The organism is Chitinophaga sp. RAB17, assembly GCF_052114225.1.
Classification (GTDB): Bacteria; Bacteroidota; Bacteroidia; order Chitinophagales; family Chitinophagaceae; genus Chitinophaga.
The window spans coordinates 135,149-155,796 of the sequence record NZ_JBFREI010000013.1 but is presented as its reverse complement, the minus strand read 5'-3'; the positions used below and the strand labels follow the sequence as shown (position 1 = coordinate 155,796).

Here is a 20,648-nt window from a genome sequence, read left to right as displayed (position 1 = left end):
AGCAAAAGAGAAACAACTATGTACTATCGTTATTTGGCTACAGCAGGACTGCTATGCCTTTCCATAGCCGGAAGTTCGCAGGCTCCGGGCCAATCGATCCCGCTGGATACGGCTGTTCGCACGGGGCAGCTATCAAATGGATTTACCTACTATATCCGCAAAAATAATGAGCCGGCGAAGAGGGCATTATTTTACCTGGTGAACAAAGTAGGTTCTATTCTGGAAGATGATGACCAGCAGGGGCTGGCCCATTTCATGGAGCACATGAACTTTAATGGTACTACGCATTTTCCTAAAAATGAGCTGATCAATTATCTGCAGAAAGCAGGTGTACGGTTTGGAGCTGACCTCAACGCCTATACGTCATTTGATGAAACTGTTTACCAGTTGCCGATTCCTACAGATGATCCTGCCATGGTGAGTCGTGGCCTGGATATTATGCGCGACTGGGCGCATGAAGCACTGTTGGAAACAGATGCTATTGATAAGGAAAGAGGCGTGGTACTGGAAGAAAAAAGACTGCGAAAAGGGGTAGGGGAGCGTTTGCAACAGCAAACATTTCCGCTGACCCTGAATTATTCGCGCTATACCATGCGGCAGCCTATCGGCACGGACAGTATATTAACGCATTTCCCTGCTGATGCCATCCGCCGTTTTCACCGCGACTGGTATCGTCCTGATCTGCAAGCCCTCATTGTGGTGGGAGATGTGGATGTAAACCAGGTGGAACAACAGATCCGCAAACAATTTGCAGATCTGAAAAATCCCTCCAACGAAAAACCCAGACCTGACTATAAAATTGCACTGACCGGAAAAAATCAATTCCTGTCATTAACAGATCTGGAAGTAAGTGGTACCCAACTGGAACTGCTGATCAAGCATACCGCTTCCAAACTGATTACTACTGAGGACTATCTCAATTCCATGAAGAGGGGCCTGTTTAATCAATTGCTCTCTTTCCGCATGAATGAGTTAAGTCAGCAGTCTAATCCTCCCTTCCTGGGCGCGAATGCAGGCATCGGAAATTTAATCGGAGGATTGGATCAGTTTTCCTTCTCTGTTTCTGCAAAGCCAGGAAAACTGAAAGAAGCCTTTACTGCTACCTGGTCAATAGTGGAACAGGTAAAACGTAACGGTTTTACGCAAGCTGAACTGGACCGCGCCAAGCTGAGTTACCTGACTGGTATGGAAGCTGCTTTGCACGAAAAGAGTAAAACACCTTCCAGCAGTTATGTGGCAGAATATCAGCAATTATTCCTTCAGGGCACGCCTGCGCCGGGATTTGACTGGGAATATAATTTTGTAAAAAAGGTATTGCCAGGTATCAGCCTGGATGACCTGAAATCCGTGGCCGACGAATATTTAAAAGAGAATAACCGGGATATATTCCTTATGGCTGCGGAAAAAGATAAAAGTAGTCTTCCTGATTCCGCTACGGTACAGGGATGGTTCGAGGCAATAGCTGGTACTGCTCTGGAGCAGTATAAGGAAACAGTTACAGATGCTGTGCTGCTGAAAAATATGCCTGCGCCGGGAAAAGTAGTGGCGCGCAAAACCATTGCTGAAGTGGGCGTAGAACAACTGACGCTGAGTAATGGTGTGCAGGTATGGCTGAAGCCTACCACTTATAAAAATGATCAGATCCAGTTCATTTCTTTTGCGCCGGGAGGCATCAATAAATATTCCAATGCAGATTTTCCAAGTGCTTCCAGCGCTGTTGGCATCATCGGCGGTTCCGGTCTGGCAGATTTCTCACCGGTTCAGCTGGCAAAGATGTTGAATGGAAAAGCAGTGTCCGTAGGTGCTTATATCGGTGGACGCGGGCAGGGCATAAACGGTGGTAGTAATATAAAGGATCTGGAAACAGCGCTGCAGCTGGTATACCTGCGTTATACCGCACCACGTAAAGATACGGTGCTCTTTGACAATGCCATAGCGCGTTCCAGGGAGCAGATCAAAAATCGTTATGATGATCCGGGAAATGTATTTAAAGATACCGTAAGCAATGTGCTGAGTGGGTATCATTACCGTACCAGTCCTGCTACACAGGAAAGACTGGATAGTATCAGTCTGGATAAGGCCTACGATATTTACAGGGACCGGTTTGCAGATGCTTCCCATGCTAACTTTGTATTTGTGGGTAACTTCAATACAGATAGTATAAAACCTTTGCTGGAACAGTACCTGGGAGCGTTGCCATCTCTGAAACGGAATGAACAGGGCGTTAAGCTGCGTGCAGAAATGCCTAAAGGGAACCTGGTTAAAACCGTTGCCAAAGGCAAAGAAGATAAAGCAACGGTATTATTGGTGTATAATGGAGAATGTGTTTACAATACCATGAATAAGCTGCAGCTGCAGGCGTTGTCAGAGATACTGCAATACCGGTTGCTGACCAGTCTGCGGGAAAATGCAGGAGAAGTATATACGCCCTCCGTACAGGGCAGCATGGCAAAAGAACCTGATCAACGTTTTGCCATCAATGTATCATTCGGCTGTGCGCCTGAACATGTGGAGCACCTCGTAGGCCTGGTGCAGCAGGATATAGCGAATTTACAGCAGGCCGGCGCTACGGCGGATGAACTGCAAAAGTTTAAAATCGGCTATATGAAACAGTTTGAACTGGAGATAAAAAGTAATGAATTCTGGTTGCAATATCTCACCAGTAAACTGGAAAGTAAGGAGCCGCTGAAACCAGTACCTGATATGGAGAAATTGCTGGGGCAAATCAATGGAGCTACCATCAAGGCAGCTTCAAAGAACTACCTGAGTGGTAAAAATGTAATTCGGTTTGTATCCTTACCGGAGAAAAAAAAGTAGTTGTTTTTGATGGATTATACAAAGACCGTCTCCTCAAAAGGGAGGCGGTTTTTATATTATTACAGCTCCTCTTATGTGCCACCTGTTTTTGCATACTGCATCCGGATCAGTGAAAAATTGAGCGTAGAATATTTCACGGCATCTGCCAATCCTGTAAGTGATGGCATGAACCGTAGCTCCACATTTTGTTGCAGCATTTCTGCCATCACATTATATATCGGTCTTACTGAAACAGGTGTTACCGGCACCAGGGAAACATAGTAACCGGCGCATTGGTCGAACAGGGAAAAGGTATCGGGAGGAAATTCATAGCAGTAGATAATGGCCTGTTGTATATGCCGTAACCAGGCCGATTCAACGGCCACCACATAGGTGGCGGTGCTGTTACCCATGAACCGTATTCTATCTTTTTCAGTGGTGTCGGGTCCTGCGTAGAAAGTAACCCGCGGACAATTTCTGGGAAGCAGGTAGTTATGCAGTAGCTGTCCGGATATGGCGAATACGGCATGACGTAATACATGCTTCGGGTAGAAGGAGGCAGGGCGTGGTTCAAATATTTTAATTCTTGGGTCTTCGCTGATGTGGTAAAGTTTTTCCATATTGGTTATTTTATGAGAGAAGGCAACCGCCCGGTTTGCCTTCTCTCATAAATTTTAAAGTTATTTAATCAGCCACATTTTTCCGTTTACATCATCAGTACCAGCATATTGGCTGGTGATAGCTGAATTGTAATTTTCTTTGTTATATGTCATCTCATCCTGTGGATATTCCCAGCGGAGTGGAATCAGGTTATTAGCAGTGCCAATGCCCACGCCACCCTGGCTGAAGGCAGGAATACCTGTTCTGCGCCAGTTGTAGTAAGATTCAAATCCGGAGTTCATGAAAAATCCTACAAATTTCTGAGTGAGGATCTGGGTTAATCCTTTGGACGGATCATAGGCTACATTGGGGCCGGCGAGGAAGGCGTTGATATCTATTGTCGCGCTGCCGATGTTGGGCTTGGACCCGTCTACGTTACCAATGGTAATAGTTTGTCCTTGCTTTAAGCCATACCAGTCCATGGAGGCGTTAATACCTTTCAGGTACCAATCAGATGCATTTACACCGGTAGTCCAGCCTCTGAAGGCTGCTTCTGCGATATTGAAACACATTTCCGTGTAGCCGATCAGGATATAAGGTTCTGCATTGGCGCCTGACGAAGACGACATGTACCGGTTGTAGCTAAGAGAGGAGTACTTGCCATCGGCGGAGAAGTTAGACATGAGGCCCTGTGATCTGCCATTGTCTTCTCCAACGTATGCGGTGAAATCGCTTACCTGCTTGCCAGCAGCCAGTTGCGCCGGTGCGGGAATGGTTAGTGCGAATACGCGGGGATCCTGGTAGGCAGCTGTTACGTTGAGAAAAGTCTGACTGATATTTTCACAGTTGTTATAAGGCGCATTACCGGAGCGGTTAGGAGGATAGAGCGTGATAGCGGTATAACGGTATACCATATTATCATCTTTAGAAGTCATCACCGGGTATTTTACGGGGTCATTGATGATGGCCGCAAACTGTTGCTTTATGTTCAGGTCAGCGTTATCATCTGCTCTTTTGCTCATGCTGATCAGTATGCGCAGTCTGTAAGTATTGATCACCTTGCGCCACTGCAGGTAGGTGAGCCCGAATATATCACCGGTAGCATCTACTTTGGTGCCGGCATTTAATGGAGTGGTGAGGTTGCCAAACATGGTATTGGCGGAATCCAGCAACAGGAGACAGTTTTTGTAAACATCATGCTGCTTGTCATAAACAGGTGTGAGCTTATTGATATCACCGGCATCAGACATGGGAATATCACCCACCCGTTGCGACAACCAGAGGAATGCATAAGCTTTAAAAAATTTACTCAAGGCAAAGTACACATTGGTGGAATTACCATATTGTTTGATGGCCTGTGATTCCATCTTGCTGCAATAGCGAATCATATCGTAGGTATGATTGGTATTGGACCAGTTATAGGTGTTGCTACCGAAATAATAAGAATAATTGGAGACGATATTCTGATTAAACCGGTACACTGGAGATATCACGGGTTCCTCTTCCCGCATCAGGTTGGTGGTGAGGTGATTAAGCAGTAACGATACCGGTACGGTGGAGTTGTCTGACCCCGCATTCGGGTTAGACAACAGATCGCCTTTCTGGCAGCCACTGATAACAGACAAGGTTATCAGTAAGATGATGATGTATTGGAAAGAAATCTTCATACAAATGATTTGAATAATTAGAAACTAAGATTGATGTTGAAGCCCATTCTTCTGGCAGTCATACTTTGCAGGATGCCGCCATTGCCCAGTGAACGGTCTGTATCGTTGTAGCCGGAGGCAAACTGGTCAAGGTCTATGTCTTTACGTTTGGCCCAGTACAACAGATTTCTGCCTACCAGTGAAAAAGTAGCCGCTTTGATAAACTTTCCGTTAGCCAGTAATTTTGCAGGGAGACTATATCCAATAGTTACTTCACGCAGTTTGGCAAAGGAGCGGTCGGTCATCCAGTATTCATTCACGTTACCGATACCCGATGAAATGAAGCTTTGTACGGTGGTAGCTTCGTCATTCTTTCCGAATTGGATATCTTTCAGGTTTGTTATCTGGCCTCCCGCGTATGCCGGTGTGCCGGAAATGATTTTCACACCGGGAGCAACATAATGTCTGCCGGGAGCAACAGTACCATTGTTGGTAGACTGCCAGTCAGCCAAACGGGCAACGCCAAAGTCTCCGTTAGCACTTTCCCAGGCCGTTCCACCGTTCATACCGTCTTTGTATACTTCGTCATATATTTTACCGCCAATGCGTCCATCTATCTGGAAGCTGAAAGTGAAGTTGTGGTAAGAGAAGCGGTTGCTGAAACCGAAGGTGAAATCGGGGTTGGCATGTCCGAGGAAAACGTTGTTATTGATATCGGAAGGGGCTCTCAGTGGTAACCCACCACTGTATACAATGTTGCCGGATCCATCGCGTACGAAGCCCGGACCGTAAATCGCATCGAGGCGTTCTCCTACTTTGTAGTTATGGTTGTTTAAAGTGATTGCCTGCTCATTGCCGTAGATCTTATTAAGCGTTTCTTTATAAGTAGCATAGTTCAGCGACAGATCCCAGTTGAGTCCTTTGGGATTTCTCAGGGGGCTGGCGTTTAATGCAATTTCAAAACCATTCTTTTTTGAAGTGATAGCATTTACGTTATGTGCACTGTAACTGGTAGAAGGTGCCACCTGTAGCGCAAAGATCTGGGGTCCGTTCAAACTGGAAAAATATGTAAAGTCAACACCCAGGCGGTTGTTGAGTAATCTCAGGTCCATACCAGCTTCATAGGAGGTGACGCTGAAAGGCTTCAGTGTAGGGTTGCTGATAGTGCTGGAAAAGTCAACAGAAGGCTGGTTATTGTAATAGTTGGCCAGCGTATAAGTCATCTGGTTGGCATAGGTTGGGCCGTCGTACGATGTGTACAGATCGGTACCGTATCCCAATAAACCACTGTTAGTACTTTTGCCGGTGGATTGTGTGAAAGCAGATGCTACTGTGGGAGAGGTGAGTGCTCCTTTTACATTTGCATAAGAAGCGCGCACTTTCAACAGGGAGATTGCTTTAGGCAGATCTACATAATCACTGATCACAGAACTTAGGGAAACGGATGGATAATAGAATGTGTTATAACCACTCGCCAGTGTAGATACATGATCTACCCGTCCTGTATGAGATAAAGTCAGGAAATTGCCGTAGGTAATGTCAAAAGAGTAAAATCCGCTGTATACCTGCATTTTAGAGTTCCAGGAATAGGTGGAATACTGTTCTTTGGAGTTCGTAAGTATATAGATATTGGGAACCGCCAATGCTTTGGTAGTAGCCCAGGTAGAGTTGTAGCTGAAGGAACGCATACTGGTACCGGCGAGTGCGGAGATATTGAACTTACCTACCTTTTTATCATAGTTGAGGAGCAGGTCGGTGTTGTTTTCGAACAGGTTACGACGGTCTTCACGATAGTCACCATACCATCCGAAGTAATACCAGGGCGTATAGGTGTTAAGGTTAGTACCGGCAGGTACCTGTTCTGTTCTTAACTGGTTCCAGGTAGTAATCTGTGAGCGGAGACTGAGGTTCAGCGCATCACTGAATTGATACGTGGCTTTTGCATAGGCGTTGATATCTGTTTTGTCGTGGGAACGCAGCCATTTTTTAGCGATAAACCAGGCGCTGTTTTCCCGTCCGTATTCCTGTGCATACGGGATCAGGTCGGGAACTCCCTGGGGACCTTTATAGATATCTTTCAGGTCATTAATATCATAATCCGCAGAGCCGTACACCTGGAACATATAGATATAGGAATTGGGACCGTAGTTTACGTCAGGGATATTAGGTGAAGATTGTTTGTTGATATTGGCGCTGGCTTCAACTTTCAGTTTGTCGGTAATTTTATATCCTGCATTGATGGCCAGTGCGTAGGTATGCAGTTTGGTATTGGGGTTCATGCCCTTCTGGTTCATATTAGAGAGGGAGATCCTGATATCCGAGCGATCGGTGGTAGTGGAGAGTGATACGTTATTGGTGTTCACGAGTCCGGCTTCCATAAAGTTGCTGAAGTTGTCTTTCCCACGAGCTGTCCAGGGAGTTGCGGTTCTCACGTGCGTTAACGGATCATATGGACTGTCATATTGTTTTACCGGCTGCCCCTCGAAGCGTGGTCCCCATTCCGGCAGGCGTTGACCGTTATCATATAGCTGGTCGCCGTAACTGTATTTAAAAGTGGTTCCGCGGCCGTATTCTGTCTGGGTTTTTGGGAGGGCGAGAAATCCTTTTTCCCGCATGGCGCTGCTATTCACATCTACCTGCCATCCTTTACTGTTTTTCGTTCCTTTTTTGGTGGTGATGACAATCGCGCCGTTGATACCCCTGAAGCCATACAGTGCTGCGGCATTGGCACCTTTCAGTACAGTGTAGGACTCTACATCATCGGGGTTGATATTCCAGGTATCGGAGTTAATAGGCACGCCATCAACTACAAACAGCAGGTCTTTGCTGCCACGGAGCACCATTTCCGGCCGTCCCAACATTTCCGGATTGGCGCCTACGGTGAGACCGGCTACCTTACCTGCCAGTGAGTTGATGGGATTAGGGTCACGGGCTTTCACCAGGTCGGCTCCTTTTACTTCCTGTACGGAGTAGCCCAGTCTTTTTGTTTCTTTCCGGATACCCATGGCGGTGACTACTACCTCATCAAGATGTTTGTTATCTTCCTTTAATGTGATATTAAAAGTGGTTTCACTTCCTGTATTTACTTCCTGGGATAAATAACCTACATAAGAGAAAGTAAGGATAGCATAAGTACCGCTGGTTTTGATGGAAAATTCTCCACCATCATTGGTAAAGGCGCCGCCGGTTTTTCCTTTTTCACGGATGCTTACACCCGGAATACCGATGCCGTCAGCTCCTGATACTTTCCCTTTTACTATTCTTTCCTGCGCAATGGCATTGCCTGCGATCAGGACGAGGGCCAGCCATAGCGGGATAAATGTCCTGCGTAAAGTAGATAATCTCATTTTCATTTTGGTTTAAGTAATAGTTTGAATAGGTATTGCCCGCAAAAATGGGCAGGCTGGCAAACTATTACGACAGCGCCACGCGGGAAGGTCAGAAATAGGTACGCGCCATGTGGTTAGCACGATTACTTATTCTCAGGGTGTTTAAAATCAATTGATTAGAGGAGAAAGGCGATGTTACCTAATTCTTACTGAATTGTTACCGGAATGTTTTCCTGTACTTTTTTGCGATAGCCGGAAGGGGTCAGACCCGTTATTTTTTTGAAATAGCTATTGAAAGAAGATTTTGAATTGAACCCACAATCGTAGGCGAGGGATAAAATATTTATGTCCAGCCCGGGATCTTTTAGTTTGGTCACAGCTTCCTGTATCCTGTATTCATTAATAAAGGTGTAGAAGTTTTTATGGAAGCGCTCATTGAGTAATTGTGTGATATGATGTTTGGGGATTTTAGCGCTTTCGGAAAGATCTTCCAAAGAGATTTCCGGTTCCAGGTATATTTTACTTTTTTCCATGAAGGCGCGGATACTTGCTTCATAGGCATCCAGTTTCGTTTCATCCAGCGCCGATTTTTTGTAGTGGCGATCAGGCGGTCCATCAACAACAGCCTGGGGAGTCACCGTTTCCTGGGCCTTTTGAAAAGAGGGCACTGTTTCCATTTTATACCGGAGAATCAGCACCAATAATACGAGGAAACAGATATAAGTCAATATCCACGGATTAAGATCCCACTTACCCGTTTGCGCGTAATAGGAAATAATAAAAAAAAGTCCCAGCAGGATACCGGTGAGGAGAATGTGGATGATGGAATCGAGCAGTTTTAGTTTGTGGAGAGTTTGTGGATCATCGTTCCTTTCCCTTTTGTTTAACAGGTGCCAGGATACCAGTGGATAGATGATCAGTGAAACTGAGCTGAATAACTGATAGATAAGGGAGTAGGTATTAATAAACCCCGGTGAGATAACTCCTCTCAGGTATCCTGCGCTGTTAACAAAAAATACGAGGGTAAACAAGGGAAGGGGAGCCATGTGCAGCACAATGGTGCGGCGCTTTACGGTATTGGGTGAGAGGAAAAAAAGTGTAGTGAGATAGAGTAGGGGACCATAGGCTACGCCGAAGCCGCTGGAGTTGTTGTTATATAGGAAGTTATTTTTTAAGAGGACCAGCAGTGACAGTTTGATGACCAGGTGTATGAACAGGATGATGAGAAAAGCGTTGAGTGCCTTCTCAAATTTATCTTTTGGTCTCAGGATATTAAATAGATAAAGTGCAACGCCAGTTTGAAAGTTGACGCAGGATAAAAGTATAATGCTGACCATATATCAGGTAGAGTTATTCCGCTAATGTAGGATTACAATGTTACCGGCAGTTTAAGGATTCGATTTATTTATAGTGGTCAATTAGCTTTACCAGTGGTCGCTTTTGCCTTGTTAATAAACTGTGAAATTATTTTTTGGCGGTTTCACTCCCGGAAATTATATTTGTAGTATAGAATAGTATAGTATAGAACAGTATAGTATAGGTCAACTAAAACAAGCACGTTATGAATATTGGAGCACCGCGCCATCCACGATTCATTTTTTCCACCGTTCGTATTCCATTTACGTTTTAAATTTTTAAAAATGATTGCCAGACATTTGGTGAAATGCGTCCTAGCGTTTCTTTCTGCGTTTTGTTTGTGTGTACCTGGATACGCCCAGCAAAAACCGTTTAAAGGGAAAGTCATCAATTCCACAGACAAATCACCGCTACCTTTTATCAATATAGTAGTGAAAGGCACCACCACCGGCACCAAAACAGACGAGGAAGGCAGATTTCTTCTTACCGCACCAGCCGGTAAAAATACGGTGGTGGTTTCCGGTATCGGCTTCCAGCAGCAGGAAGTAGTGCTGACAGACGACATTAACATCATCTCCCTGGTATCTACCATAGAAAACCTCAGTGATGTGGTGGTAGTAGGATATGGTACGGCTAAAAAAGCCACTTTAACCGGTTCGGTGACGGCAGTGAAAAGTGCAGAACTCTTAAAAAGTCCACAGCCAAATATTTCGAATTCACTCGTAGGCCGCATGCCCGGACTCATCGCCCCTAACACCAGCGGAGAGCCAGGTTACGATGATGCCCGCCTGTTGATCCGCGGCGTGGCCACCACCGGTAACTCTGCTCCCCTGATAGTAATTGATGGTGTACCCAATGCACTCGGTGGATTTTCACGGTTAAATCCTAACGACATTGAAAGTATTACTGTGCTGAAAGATGCCTCTGCGGCCATTTATGGCTCCCAGGCGGCAAACGGTGTTATACTCGTTACTACCAAAAAAGGAGAAGCCGGTAAAACAAATTTCAATTTTACCCTCAACCAGGGGTTTATTAAACCTACCCGCTTACCGGAATTTGTAGATGCTTCCACCTATGCTACCATCCTCAATGAAATAGCCTATTATAACAGCCCTACACAAGGCAAAAATCAACGCTATTCTGATGCAGAAATAGAACTGTTCAGAAATGGGAAAGATCCGGTTTCCTATCCTAATACAGACTGGGAAAAGGAACTGTTTAAACCATTGTCTTCACAAACGTCAGCGAATTTATCCTTCTCCGGCGGCAGCGAGAAACTGAATTATTATATCTCCGGTGGCTTCCTGAATCAGGATGGATTGTATCGTAATAGTCCGCTTAACTATAAACAGTATAATATCCGCGCGAACTTTGATATCAACTTCTCGCCTAAATTCAAGGCAACGGTACAGGTGTCTGGTCGCCAGGAAGAAAAAACCGCACTGGCAGGTTTTGGGGCATCTAACGTGTTCGAATTCTTATATCGTACTTACCCTACCCTCCCCGCGTATTACCCGAATGGACTCATGGGCGCCGGCGTGGAAATGGGAAAGAACCCGTTGGCCATGGCGCAGTTGTCAGGTGCTGATAAAAGACCCATTACCACCGGAAGCGTGATTGGAAAAGCAAGTTACGAGCTGGCCAAAGGATTGTCTTTAGATGGAATGGTATCTATCGATAAACGTTTCGAATTTGATAAACAGCTGGCTAAAAACTGGATTGTATACCAGTATGATAAAGGAGATAAGACCTATGATCCGGTGAAAGGCGGACCGAATAATCCTTCTATGTCTGAAAGCCAGATTAACTATACTCTCCTGAACTCCTTTCTCCGCCTGAGCTATGATAAGCACTTTGGCAAACATCAACTCAGCGCATTTGCGGCCGTACAGCAGTCCAAAACAACTTACGAAACTTTTGGCGCCGGCCGTCAGAACTACATCACTACGCAGTTGCCGGAACTGAGCCAGGGTGGCGCTTTACCAACGGATGCCAGTAACTACGGCAGCAGCTATAGCATTACCCGCAGAAGTTATTTTGGTCGTATCAGTTATAACTACTCAGAAAAATATTTATTGGATGTACAGTTGCGGGAAGATGGATCTTCCATTTTTGCACCTGGAAAACAATATGGCTTTTTCCCCAGCGCGATGGCCGCATGGCGTATTTCGGAAGAGTCCTGGTTTAATAAAAATGTGGTGAACAGCTTAAAGCTGCGTGCTTCCTATGGCTTGCTGGGAAATGAAAATATTGCGCCAGACCAGGCGCCAGGTTATCAGTACCTGCAAAATCTGAATCTGCAAACCGGCGCACTCAGCACCGTGAATAATGCCGGGCAGCCTTATGGCGCCAACATCCCTACCATCTTCTGGGCTAAACTGGCGAACCCTAATATCACCTGGGAAACAGCGAAGAAAGCCAATATTGGTGTGGACTTATCATTGTTAAATCATTTCAATGTAACGGTAGATGTATTCCGTGAAACCAGGGATAACATCCTCGCGGCAAGAAGCTTAAGTATCCCGGGAGTGAGTGGTATCAGCAGCAGCCAGATACCGGACGAAAATATCGGTAAGGTGAGCAACAAGGGAATTGAAGCATCCGTGATGTATGAAACGAAGTTCAATGAAGTGAAATTCAACATTGGTGGTAACTTCAGCTTTATCAAAAATAAAGTCATCTTCCTGGATGAAGCTCCCAGCACTCCCTTTCACCAGAAAGTGGAAGGCCATCCGATCAATGCAGGTTTATATTACCGCAGTATAGGGATCTACAAAGATCAGGCACAAATTGATGCTACACCGCATGCGCCCGGCACGCAGCCTGGAGACCTGATCCTGGAAGATTTTGATGGCGATAAAAAAATCACCGCTAACGACCGGGTAAGAGTAGATCAGAACAATATTCCACAAATCGTATATGGTATCACGTTAGGAGCCTCCTGGAAAAGTTTTGATGTAAATATTTTGCTGCAGGGACAAGGTAATTCAGCGCAATACCTCCTCTGGGAATCCGGTGAATTTGGTTCCTTCCTGAAAGAGTGGGCAGATAACCGCTGGACGCCTGAAAATACCAATGCTTCCTGGCCACGTGCTGTATCCAGACCTAATTCCAGCAACCTGGGTTCCTACCCCAGCACTTTCTGGAACTGGAACACCTCATTTATCCGTCTTAAGAACGTAGAGATCGGCTACAACCTGCCAGCATCTTTATTATCCAAAGCATCTATTAAAGCGGCGCGTTTCTATCTGAATGGCTTTAACCTGCTCACCTTTACCCGTGTGAAACAAATAGATCCGGAAGGCACCGATGGCAGCGGATATTTTTATCCGCAGCAGAAGGTATTTAACGTAGGTGTGAATGTGAATTTTTAAGAGGGAGCAACAATTCATTTACTATTTCAATTGCAAAGAAATGACAACGAAACATATAGTACTGATCCTGGCAGCAGCTGGCCTCGCAGTACTGGGAGCATGTAAAAAGGATTTTCTGGATACCACACCTACCAGCATCATCACCGATGCGGCGGTGTGGGGCGATTCCTCACTGGCAGAGGCCTACGTAACCGGTAGATATATTGGTGTAGGCGGTAACAATGATGGCGGCAAACCCGGATTTGGCAGGGCTTTCGAAGATGCCTGGATGAGCTCTGTGACTGATGAGTCTATGGTGGTGTGGGATAACAACACCTGGTTTGTGCAACAGGGCGCACTTACGCCCGACAGAACAGGTTGGATCAGTGATACCTGGATCAGAAGTTATCGTAGTATCAGAGAGGTGAACTATGCGTTGGCCAACATCGACAAAGTACCGATGAGCGGTTATGGCAAAGACAGACTGAAAGGGGAATTACGCTTTATCCGTGCTTACCGTTACCAGGACCTGATCCGCAATTTTGGTGATGTGCCGTTGGTGGGAGACCGCGTATACACATTGGAAGATACCAACTTCGATTCGCTGTTTATCCGCAAACCGGTACAGGAATGTATCCAGTATGCTGTGAATGAACTGGATAACGCTGCAGTCCTGATGCAGCATAAAAAGTATCCTATTGGCCGTGGTTCCTATGAAGCAGCGCTGGCCCTGAAAGCACGCCTGTTGCTATATGCAGCCAGTCCTTTATATACTAAGAATGTTGATAACGCCAGCAAATGGACCGCCGCCGCCAATGCTGCACAGGCAGTAATTGCGCTGAATAAGTTTTCCCTGTACAACGATTACAAAACATTATTTACGATCAGTGGTACTTCGGAAGATATTTTTGAACGCGTATATTCTCCTACCAATGAACATACGAACCTGGAGCTGGTGAATGGTCCTAACGGCTATGGTGGCTGGGGAGGCAATACACCGATGCAAAACCTGGTAGATGATTATGAAATGAAAGATGGTACCCGTTTCGACTGGAATAATGCCACCCAAAAGGCAAAGCCCTACGAAAACAGGGATCCGCGTTTTTATGCCAGCATCCTGTATAATGGCGCGCCGTACAGAACCCGTAATGTGGAAACATTTTTGCCTGGGGGAAAAGACAGTAAAGATGGTAACGGTAACTGGAATACCAGCCCTACCGGTTATTACGTAAGAAAATATATCAATGAAAGTAATCCGGTAGAAAATCCTAACCAGACGGCTTACCAGCCCTGGAAATATTTAAGGTACGCAGAAGTGCTGCTCAACTATGCGGAAGCAAAGAACGAAGTTGCGGGAGCGGTGGATAGTGTGTATAAGGCGGTGAACAGTATCCGTCTCAGAGCAGGTATGCCGGAATTGCCGGCGGGACTTTCCAAAGCCGATATGCGTACCCGTATCCGTAATGAACGCCGTATAGAGCTGGCCTTTGAAGAACACCGGTACTATGATGTACGCAGGTGGATGATTGCCAGTGTAACAGAGAAGGTGCCTATTTATGGTATCCGCCCTACCAAACAGGCAGATGGGTCTGTTACCTACAGCATCATCACTGCCCTGGCCCGTAATTTTGATCCGGCAAAAAATTACTGGGCGCCTATTCCTCAATCGGAAATTAATGCCTCCGGCAAAAAACTCCGTCAGAATGACGGGTATTAATATTTCTTTAAATGCAGTACAGATAACGGGTTAACGTTATCCGTACTGCATTTAATACTTGTAGCTATCGTTTAAATAAAAGGTTTTTGTTCATGAGGCGATTCATCCATGTAAGACACAGTATCTGGTTATTTGTTATTGGCTGTTGCGGATATGCCACCGCACAGGATTCCAGGCCAATGATTATACCCGTGGAATCAAAACAAAACGCAGTGGTTCTACAGGTAGATGCAAAAGGGCAACTGTCGACCATCTACTTCGGGACTAAATTATCCAACAGCGCCACGTATCAGCAGATCCCTGCTACTTACCAACAAACAGTGGATTATTCCGGAGTAGCCAATGCCGCGTATACTGCCGCCGGTTCAAAAAATCTTTTCGAACCAGCGATTGCGGTGGTCCATGCCGATGGTAATAATGGGCTGGATCTGCGGTATGTAAGTCATAAAACGATTTCCCGTGGCCCGGATGTGGAAGAAACCAGCATTTTGCTAAAGGACCCCTTGTATCCGTTTGAAGTAACGCTGCATTACAAAGTGTATAAAGCAGCAGATGTAATAGAACAATGGTCGGTGATCAGACACACTGAAAAAGGTAATGTGACCCTGCAGAAATTTGCGTCTGCTAATCTGTATTTAAAAGCATCCCGTTACTGGCTGAAGCAATATCATGGCGACTGGGTCCAGGAAATGCAACCTGAAGAATCACAGCTGACGCATGGTATTAAAACATTGGATTCTAAACTGGGTACCCGTGCTAATTTATTTCAGCCATCAGTATTTATGATTTCGCTGGATCAACCGGCTACAGAAGACCAGGGCAGCGTGTTATATGGTTCCGTGGAATGGAGTGGTAATTTCAGGGTAGATCTTGAGCTGGACAATCTGGATAACCTGCGTATCATCGCCGGTATCAATAATTATGCATCTCCCTATATACTACCCGCTAACACAGCATTTGAAACACCGCCTTTCCTGTATACCTTTTCTAACAAAGGAAAAGGAGATGCCAGCCGCAAGCTGCAACGCTGGGCCAGGAACTATAAAATACTGGATGGAAAAGGAGAGCGGTTCACCTTATTGAATAACTGGGAAGCCACTTATTTTGATTTTGACGAAGCAAAACTGAAAGGCTTATTAAAAGATACCAAAGAGTTGGGGGTGGACCTTTTCCTGCTGGATGATGGCTGGTTTGGTAATCAATTTCCGCGCAACAGTGATCATGCAGCGCTGGGCGACTGGCAGGAGAACCGCAAAAAGCTCCCCAACGGTATCGCGGCACTGGATAGCATGGCACAACGCAATGGGGTGAAATTTGGCATATGGATAGAGCCGGAAATGGTGAGTCCGCAAAGTGAGCTGAACGCGAAGCATCCGGATTGGGTGTTAAGGCAACCCGGTCGGGAGGAGCATTATTTCCGCCATCAGCTGGTGTTGGATTTAAGCAATCCTAAAGTACAGGACTTTGTTTTTCAGATCGTGGATTCGCTGTTTATCAAAGCACCGAAATTATCTTATATCAAATGGGATTGCAATGCTGTTATTTATAATGCATGGTCTGCTTACCAGGGGAAGCAGTCTTCCCAGCTGTATGTAGAGTACGTAAGAGGACTGTATAAAGTGCTGGCGAGGATACGCGCCAAATATCCTACAGTGCCGATGATGCTTTGCTCGGGTGGTGGCGGGCGGGTGGATTACGGCGCCTTACAATATTTTACAGAATACTGGCCGAGTGATAACACTGATCCGCTGGAACGGATTTTTATTCAATGGGAAAATTCCTATTTCTATCCGGCTATTGCCAGTGCCAATCATGTTACCGACTGGGGTAAGCAGTCCATTAAGTTCCGGGTGGATGTAGCCATGATGGGCAAGCTGGGCTTTGATATTGTGGTAAAAGACCTGAAAGAGCAGGAGCGGACCTTCTGTAAAGAAGCGCTGACGAATTATAGTGCTTTGAAAGATGTGATCTGGCATGGCGACCAATACCGCCTCGCAGATCCACACGAGGGCAGCGTAGCTGCTGTGATGTACCTGGATGAAAAACAAAGCAGCGGCGTGATGTTCAACTACCTGGTGAATTACCGCTACGGGGAAGGCAGTAAATTACCTATCCGGCTGAAAGGACTGGATCCCTGCAAACGATACCAGTTAAAAGAAATCAATCTTTATCCGGAAGAAGTTTCCACTATTCCAGATAATGTTACTTTTGCGGGAGATTTTTTAATGACCATTGGATTTAATCCACAACTGAATCTTAAAAGGACCAGTGTGGTGATCCAGATTAACGAAGCACCCTAAACCATTTTATGAGCGTATTCCAGTTAGAAGAACACCCACACCAACGGTTAAATATATTAACGGGTGAATGGGTATTGGTATCACCACATCGTACAAAAAGACCATGGAACGGTAAAGTAGAAAAAGTAGACAGAGATCCGTTGCCTGAATATGACGCTACCTGTTACCTGTGTCCGGGTAACGCCCGGATGGGGGGAGAGCTGAATCCTGATTATAAGGAGCCTTTTGCTTTTACCAATGATTTTGGGGCACTGATGGCGGATACGCCGGCCGGAGCAGAGCAGATAGATCAATTATTACATGCGCGCGGCGTGAAAGGTATTTGCCGGGTAGTATGTTTTTCGCCCCGGCATGATCTCACCCTGCCATTGCTCGAAGTGGCAGATATCCGTAAAGTGATTGGATTATGGGAGAACGAGTTCCGCGATTTGGCGAAAGATCCGGATATAAAGTATGTACAGATTTTTGAAAACAAAGGCGAGATTATGGGATGCAGCAACCCCCATCCACACAGCCAGATCTGGGCCGCCAGCGATTTGCCGGCAGAACTGATCAAGGAAACATCTCACCAGAAAAAATATTATGAAAGTACCGGGAAAAGCTTACTGCAAAGTTATGTAGCACTGGAACTTGATAAGCAGGAGAGAATTGTTGTGGAGAACGAACATTTTGTGGCGCTGGTACCTTTCTGGGCGGTATGGCCGTTTGAATCGATGGTAGTGAGTAAGCGGCATGTACCGGATATGACGCATTTCACGGAAGAAGAAAAGCTGGCGCTGGCAGATATTTTAAAAAGACTGAGTACCCGGTATGATAATCTTTTTGAAACATCTTTCCCTTACTCTGCCGGTATGCACCAGGCACCCGTGAATAGCGGCGCACATCCGGAATGGCATTGGCACATGCATTTTTATCCGCCATTGCTGCGCTCTGCTGCCGTGAAAAAGTTCATGGTAGGGTATGAACTGCTGGCGAGTCCGCAACGGGATATCACACCGGAATGGGCTGCAAAAAAATTGCAATCACTGCCGGAAGAGCATTATTCCCTGCAAAAACTTGTAAGTGTAGAAAAAAGTTGATAGCTTAGTAGGACAGCATAGTACAGTAACGTGCTATGCTGTCGTTTTACAGTGAACAATTGATAACCATAAAAGAGTGGCCTACTGGCAGCGCCCTGATTAATTTTCCTTACATGCAGGACATATACGAGCAGATACACGAACTGGAAGGAATTCCAGGCCTTTCCAAACACGAACAATTCGTTCAGGGCATTATCAATGCCATCAATTCGAAATTGTTATCGAGGGGGGACGCATTGCCTTCCGTGAATAACCTGATCGGTGAACTTGGATTTGCAAGGGAAACAATCGCCAAAGGCTATAAAGAGCTGGTGGAAAGAGGTATTGTGACGGCACGCAACCGGCAGGGCTTTTTTGTAAGTAGCGATGATACCGGGCAGCAACTGAAAGTAGCATTGCTGTTATTTGCATTTGATACCTTCCAGGAAACATTTTATAAAACATTCCGTGCTAACCTCGGTGAAAATATTCAGCTGGATGTATTCTTCCACCATAATAACATCGAGGTATTTGAAAGCATCGTGGCTACTATCAAAGGCCGGTACGGGATGTATGTGGTAGCGCCGATTCCGCATCCCAAAACAAGTGAGATCCTGAAAGGCCTGCCCATGGATAAGTTCCTGATGATAGACCGGTATGAGCCATTGACGGCAGATTACTCTTACATTGTTCAGGAGTTTGGAGATTCATCGTACCATGCATTTACCACTTTAAAAGATACTATCCGCAAGTTTGATGAAATGATCTTCTACTACCGGCCTTCTACCGATACGCCGATAGAAATTCTGAAAGCATTTAAACGCTTTATTAAAGATCATAAAATCAACGGGGTAATTAAAACAGAATATGTGCCCGGTACCGTTGCCAAAGGGAAAGTATATTACACCATTAACAATACAGAGTTATGGGCCATCCTGAAAGATTGTGTGGAAAAGAAACTGGTACCCGGAAAGGATGTGGGCATCCTGTCTCACAATGATGATGTAGTAAAAGAAATTATCTGCAACGGTATCACTACTTACTCTACGGACTTTAAACTGATGGCAGAGAAGGCCGCTGTTTTTGTATTAACGCGGGAAAAGGTACAGGAAGTGCTGCCTACGGTGTTGATAAGAAGGAAATCCCTGTGACGCTTATAGTAAAACTACCAGGGCACCTGGTAGTTTTATCAGAATTTTCTTTGCTGCCAAAGTAAGCTCTATTCCGTTTATTGTTGTATAATTTCACTAAGTACTTCCATATAAGCATTTCCCATCTGCTCCAGACAAAAGGTCTCCCTGGCTCTGTTGTAGCCTGCCGCTGTGAGCTGTAAGCGGAGGTGGTCGTTGCTTAATAACAGGTCCATTGCGGAGCATATGTCTTCAGGATCCAGGTACCGGTTGCCTTTTTCATTATACTTTACCGGCACCTTCAAACAATCCACATGGTCATCAAACATTTCATCCAATCCATCTACTCCGCTAACTATCAGGGGTACTTTCCATGATCTCATTTCGATAGCTGTGAAGCTGCATTGTTCCATATAAGAGGGTAGTATCCCGATATCGGCAATGGCATACCATTTCATTACCCATTCCCTGGTCAGATAGTCGGTCAATGTTACTTTTGACCAATATGGCATGGCCGCTTTCAATACCTCATTCAACGTGCCGGTACCTGCCATTACCAGCCTGGCATCAGGATGTTTTACCAGCAGTTTCTTAAATGCCTCTACCAGGGGGATAATACCTTTGTTTGGGGCTACTCTTCCCGAATAAAGGATAATTTTCTCCTGCCGGCCAATACCAAGTTCTTTCCTGATGGATTCCCTGTCGATATTTGTCAGGTCGGGCATTTTTATTCCATTATAAATGGTTGTTAATTTATCCGATGGTACATCAAGATCCCGGCTAAAAAAGTTTTTCGCATGATTGGTTACGGTAATAGTTTTATCCGAACCATCTACCAGTTCGAGTTGATCGAGGGTGATTCTGAAAGCTTCTCTTGAGAAACTGACGTTCCCGTTTTGCCATTCGCTGGAAAAAACTTCATCCGCAACATTCCTGTAATCCTTCCATAGCCAGCCATGGTGAACATAAATAACTTTACAAGGATAATAATCCCTGATCTGGTGGAGTAATTGCAGCTCCCCCAAAGAATTAAACCAGCATACCATATTTTCCTTATTTCTCAAATAGGGGTAAGACAGCTGAATGACTCTTTGCGCTAAAGACCGGTTAATTTTTGTATCCTCGTTGGCGAGAAATAATCCGTTTTCCGGGCAGGGAATGTAAATCATTTCAACTCCATCCTGCATCATAGTGGTGCATTCACTGTACTTGTCGGTTTCGGTAAACACAATTGTTATGTTGATGTCAGAACTATGTTTCAGGTAATTTACGAGTTCAAACATATGGGTGCCAATTCCGAAGAAGCCCTGCATTCTGTCACAGTAAAAAAGTACCAGGTTTATTTTCTTATCCATCTATATCA

At 45.4% G+C, this 20,648-nt stretch carries 11 protein-coding genes; 6 read left to right on the top strand and 5 right to left on the bottom strand.

The genetic code is table 11. From position 1 onward, the window contains the following. The first annotated feature begins 18 nt into the window (after window positions 1-18). Window positions 19-2,817, top strand: a complete 2,799-nt coding sequence (locus AB4Z08_RS30560; RefSeq protein ID WP_441577589.1) for a M16 family metallopeptidase — start codon at window positions 19-21, stop codon at window positions 2,815-2,817. A 71-nt stretch (window positions 2,818-2,888) separates the two neighbouring features. Here AB4Z08_RS30560 and AB4Z08_RS30555 read toward each other — a convergent pair whose 3' ends face one another. From AB4Z08_RS30555 to AB4Z08_RS30540, 4 genes are all read right to left on the bottom strand, one after another. Continuing rightward, a complete protein-coding gene (locus AB4Z08_RS30555; RefSeq protein ID WP_441577588.1) occupies window positions 2,889-3,416 on the bottom strand; it encodes a DUF6886 family protein in 528 nt (175 codons plus the stop codon). Window positions 3,417-3,476: 60 nt separating this feature from the next. Further along, on the bottom strand, window positions 3,477-5,063 hold the full coding sequence (locus AB4Z08_RS30550) for a SusD/RagB family nutrient-binding outer membrane lipoprotein (RefSeq protein WP_441577587.1): 1,587 nt from the start codon (window positions 5,061-5,063) through the stop codon (window positions 3,477-3,479). Window positions 5,064-5,080: 17 nt separating this feature from the next. Further along, window positions 5,081-8,389, bottom strand: a complete 3,309-nt coding sequence (locus tag AB4Z08_RS30545; RefSeq protein ID WP_441577586.1) for a SusC/RagA family TonB-linked outer membrane protein — start codon at window positions 8,387-8,389, stop codon at window positions 5,081-5,083. 188 nt (window positions 8,390-8,577) lie between these two features. Further along, the gene (locus tag AB4Z08_RS30540; RefSeq protein ID WP_441577585.1) at window positions 8,578-9,708 is read right to left on the bottom strand and encodes a helix-turn-helix domain-containing protein; all 1,131 of its coding nucleotides are present in this window, start codon (window positions 9,706-9,708) and stop codon (window positions 8,578-8,580) included. A gap of 303 nt (window positions 9,709-10,011) precedes the next feature. Between AB4Z08_RS30540 and AB4Z08_RS30535 the strand changes: the two genes are divergently transcribed. The 5 genes from AB4Z08_RS30535 to AB4Z08_RS30515 all read left to right on the top strand — a co-directional run bounded on the left by AB4Z08_RS30535 (window position 10,012) and on the right by AB4Z08_RS30515 (window position 19,306). Continuing rightward, entirely contained in the window at window positions 10,012-13,101 is a 3,090-nt protein-coding gene (locus AB4Z08_RS30535) for a SusC/RagA family TonB-linked outer membrane protein (protein ID WP_441577584.1), read from the top strand. A 40-nt stretch (window positions 13,102-13,141) separates the two neighbouring features. After that, window positions 13,142-14,797 (top strand): RagB/SusD family nutrient uptake outer membrane protein, encoded by a 1,656-nt coding sequence (locus tag AB4Z08_RS30530; RefSeq protein ID WP_441577583.1) that lies wholly within the window; start codon window positions 13,142-13,144, stop codon window positions 14,795-14,797. Between the two features lie 92 nt (window positions 14,798-14,889). Next, a complete protein-coding gene (locus AB4Z08_RS30525) occupies window positions 14,890-17,097 on the top strand; it encodes an alpha-galactosidase (protein ID WP_441577582.1) in 2,208 nt (735 codons plus the stop codon). A gap of 8 nt (window positions 17,098-17,105) precedes the next feature. Beyond that, the gene (locus tag AB4Z08_RS30520; protein ID WP_441577581.1) at window positions 17,106-18,176 is read left to right on the top strand and encodes a UDP-glucose--hexose-1-phosphate uridylyltransferase; all 1,071 of its coding nucleotides are present in this window, start codon (window positions 17,106-17,108) and stop codon (window positions 18,174-18,176) included. Between the two features lie 113 nt (window positions 18,177-18,289). Then, the gene (locus AB4Z08_RS30515) at window positions 18,290-19,306 is read left to right on the top strand and encodes a GntR family transcriptional regulator (protein WP_441577580.1); all 1,017 of its coding nucleotides are present in this window, start codon (window positions 18,290-18,292) and stop codon (window positions 19,304-19,306) included. A 77-nt stretch (window positions 19,307-19,383) separates the two neighbouring features. Here the strand turns inward: AB4Z08_RS30515 and AB4Z08_RS30510 are convergent, their stop codons facing one another. Next, window positions 19,384-20,640 (bottom strand): glycosyltransferase, encoded by a 1,257-nt coding sequence (locus tag AB4Z08_RS30510; protein WP_441577579.1) that lies wholly within the window; start codon window positions 20,638-20,640, stop codon window positions 19,384-19,386. Window positions 20,641-20,648: the final 8 nt, after the last annotated feature.